The sequence below is a fragment of the Mesorhizobium sp. M7D.F.Ca.US.004.01.2.1 genome (assembly GCF_003997785.1).
Lineage (GTDB): Bacteria > Pseudomonadota > Alphaproteobacteria > Rhizobiales > Rhizobiaceae > Mesorhizobium > Mesorhizobium loti.
This window is the reverse complement of sequence record NZ_RZRQ01000459.1, coordinates 1-3,576: the sequence shown is the minus strand read 5'-3', so window position 1 is coordinate 3,576 and position 3,576 is coordinate 1. Positions and strand designations below refer to the sequence as shown.

The following is a 3,576-nucleotide window of genomic DNA, read 5'->3' as shown; positions in this document are numbered from 1 at the left end:
CCCCGCCACGGCCGCGGCTCTCGCCGTCATTGGGCTGTTGACCTCGATCGGACCCGACACCGAAACGCTCACCGGATCGCCATTGTCGCCCTTGAACGGCCAGTTGTTCAGCCCGCGGCCATTGGTGTCGACGATGCAGGGCATTCGGCTGAGATCCTGCGGCCGTGTCGGCGTGCCATGCTTGGCGATCAGTTCGGGAGAGGCGCAGAGCTTTATCGAAAATGGCGCCAGCCGCCTGGCGATCAGCGACGAGTTTTCCAGCCGCGAGATGCGCACCGCCAGGTCGAAGCCTTCCTCGACCAAATCGACGAAGCGGTCGTCGAGCTGGATGTCGAGCACAATGTCGGGATGCTGCTTGGCGAAATCGATCAGCGACTGGCCGATCGGCGCGTCGGCGAAGGTGCGCGGCGCTGACAGCTTGATCCGGCCGCGCACGTCACCGGAGGATTCGCGCACGGCGTCGGCCAGGCTGTCGACCTCGCGCACGATCTCCGAGGCGCGCCGGTAATAGGTGTGGCCGGCCTCGGTCATCGAGAACTGGCGCGTGGTGCGGTTGAGGAGCAGCGCGCCGAGTTCGTCTTCCAGCTCGCGCACATATTTCGACAAAAGGGCCTTGGAACGGCCGATCTTGCGCGCCGCCGCCGAAAAGCCCTCGGCTTCGACCACGTCGATGAAGGCACGCATGCGGGTCAGTGTGTCCATGGTCAGGCCTTTCGTGCCGCGTCGAGGAGTTTCCGGCCGAGCCGTATCAGGGCAATGTCGCTGCCGGAAGGCCCAAGCAGCGACAGGCCGAACGGGGCGCCGGCGACCGAGCCGATGGGCAGGGTGATTTGCGAGAAGCCGGACAGGCCGGCCAGGCACAGAAGCTGGAGCGCCCGTTCGCGATAGGCCTGGAACTGCTCCGGCGTGCTGTCGACGTAGGGCGCTGGGCCCGGCACCGTCGGCAGGACAAGGAAGCCGTCCTTGCCGAGCAGGGCGCTCAGTTCGCCGCGAAAGGTCAGCCGGCGCACCTTTTCAGCCTGGGCTGTCTTGTCGTCGACGGCACGGCCAAAGCCGAAGCGCTCTTCAACGCCGGGGCCGAGGTCGCGCTCACCGCTTGTGATCCATTCGCCATGCACCGCCCAGGCCTCCCTGGCCTGCAGCCGGCGAAAGCACCAGTAGAGTTCATCCGCGGATGAGGTGAAGCGGATTGCCTGCGTCAAAGGCGGGCCGAAGACCGCGCTCGCCAGCGCCTTCATTCCTGCATATTCGGCAATCGCTGGGCGGGCGACCATCCCATCCAGCCATTCCAGCGCCAGCGGCCGGTCGAGCGTGTGCTGGTGCGGGTCGCGGCCGAGCAGCAGCTTGCCGACGGTCTCATAGGTCTCGATATCGTCGGCGAACCAGCCGAACGTGTCGAAGCTCGGGGCCAGCTTCATCGAGCCATCGAGCGAAATGCGGCCATGTGTGGTGCGCAGCCCGATCAATCCGCAGAAGCTCGCCGGCGCGCGGATCGAGCCGCCGGTGTCGGAGCCGGTGGCGATATCGGCCAGCCTGCCCGCCACTGCCGCCGCCGATCCCGATGACGAGCCGCCGGTGACGCGGTCGGGCGCTGCCGGGTTCACCGGAAACGAGAAATGCGCATTCTGGCCGAACAGCGCGAAGGCAAGCTCGTCGGTCTGCGTCTTGCCGACGAAGCGTGCGCCGGCATCGAGAATCATCTGCACGGCGGGTGCCGTGCGCGAAGCGGCGGGGCTTTCAGCGAATTTCCTGGAATTGCCGCAGCCGGTGCGGTAGCCGGCGACGTCGTAGATGTCCTTGACGGCCAGCCGCAGGCCGGCCAGGGGCCCGAGTTCGGCATGTGCCACCGGCATCTGGCGAAGATAGAGAAAGGCGTTGAGAGGGCCGTGCGTGCCTGTCATCGTTCGATATCCGGATACGGTTGCCGCAACATCGTTCGATGCCAGAAATTTTACAACCTGGGATACGATTTTTATTGATTGTGACGGCAACCAGCCATATATCGCGCTTGCCCAAAGTCGCACGTGCCTGTGGGTGTCCGCCGATCCTCGAATGGTGAGGGAAATCGGTAAGGTAACTGGAGCCAACCCCTCCAGTCGGTCTAGCGGCCAACCGCCAGCCCGAGGACACCTTGAAGCAACGACGGTGCGGGCCTTTCTGGTGTTCTGCCGGTTGTCCAAAAACCGGGGTTACTGAAGAGGCACACCTTCATTGCCGGCAGTGCGGACGGGTCTCCCATCCAAGCCAAGGCAGACAAAGCGAACCGAGGCCGGGCAAGGCCAAGGTTCACCGCCGCGAGACGGCGCTTCATGGTTCCGGGGTCTCCACCGGCTGGTTCCATGGATTTCCGTCCCGCCTTTGTCCACCGCGTGTTCGCGAGGCTGACAGCCCGCGTTCCGCAGCTTTATTGCGCGCCGAAAGGCGCTGATGGAGAGACCCCGATGGCTACCCAGCGCATCCTTGACTTCCTCGCCACCCGACGTCCGACCGGCCCCTGCCTCGTCGTCGACCTCGACGTCGTGCGCGACAATTTCCGCGCCTTCGAGAAGGCGCTACCCGATTCGAAGATCTACTATGCGGTGAAAGCAAACCCGGCGCCGGAAATCCTGCGCCTGCTTGCTGCGATGGGCTCGTCCTTCGACACCGCTTCCGTTGCCGAAGTCGAGATGGCGATGGACGCCGGTGCGCCGGCGGACCGCATCTCCTTCGGCAACACCATCAAGAAGGAGCGTGACATCGCACGCGCCTATCAGCTCGGCATCCGCCTGTTCGCCGTCGATTGCGTCGAAGAGGTCGAGAAGATCGCCCGTGTCGCTCCAGGCTCCCGCGTGTTCTGCCGTGTGCTGACCGATGGCGAGGGCGCCGAGTGGCCGCTGTCGCGGAAGTTCGGCTGCGTGCCGGCGATGGCCGTCGACGTGCTGCGCCATGCCAAGGGGCTCGGCCTCGACGCCTATGGCGTGTCGTTCCATGTCGGCTCGCAGCAGACCGACCTGACCGCCTGGGACCGTGCGCTGGCCGACGCCAAGGTGGTGTTCGCGACGCTCGCCGAGGAAGGCATCGTCTTGAAGATGGTCAACATGGGCGGTGGTTTCCCGACGCGCTATCTGCGTGACGTGCCGGCGGCCCAGGCCTATGGCCAGGCGATCTTCTCGGCGCTGCGCAAGCATTTCGGCAATGCGCTTCCCGAGACCATCATCGAGCCGGGCCGCGGCATGGTCGGCAATGCCGGCGTCATCAAGTCGGAAGTCGTGCTGATCTCGAAGAAGGCCGCCAACGACAATGTGCGCTGGGTGTTCCTCGACATCGGCAAGTTCGGCGGCCTGGCCGAGACGATGGACGAGGCGATCCGCTACCCGATCGTCACCGCGCATGACGGCACGGAGACAGCACCCTGCGTGCTCGCCGGCCCGACCTGCGATTCGGCCGACGTGATGTACGAGAAGACGCCCTATCCGCTGCCTTTGTCGCTGACCATCGGCGACGAGGTGCTGATCGAAGGTACCGGGGCATACACGACCACCTATTCGGCGGTCGCCTTCAACGGCTTCGAGCCTCTCCGATCCTACGTGATCTGAC

3 protein-coding genes are annotated in these 3,576 nt (G+C 65.1%); 1 reads left to right on the top strand and 2 read right to left on the bottom strand.

Going from position 1 to position 3,576, the window contains the following annotated elements; genetic code table 11:
• Both EN993_RS32905 and EN993_RS32900 read right to left on the bottom strand, forming a co-directional pair.
• A partial coding sequence (locus tag EN993_RS32905) for a LysR family transcriptional regulator (RefSeq protein WP_164757965.1) occupies positions 1–702 on the bottom strand: 702 nt, incomplete at its 3' end.
• Positions 703–704: 2 nt separating this feature from the next.
• Positions 705–1,901, bottom strand: coding sequence for an amidase (locus EN993_RS32900; protein ID WP_127265950.1), 1,197 nt, complete (start codon positions 1,899–1,901; stop codon positions 705–707).
• 540 nt (positions 1,902–2,441) lie between these two features.
• Here EN993_RS32900 and odc2 point away from each other — a divergent pair.
• The gene (odc2, locus tag EN993_RS32895) at positions 2,442–3,575 is read left to right on the top strand and encodes an ornithine/lysine decarboxylase (protein ID WP_127265948.1); all 1,134 of its coding nucleotides are present in this window, start codon (positions 2,442–2,444) and stop codon (positions 3,573–3,575) included.
• Position 3,576: the final 1 nt, after the last annotated feature.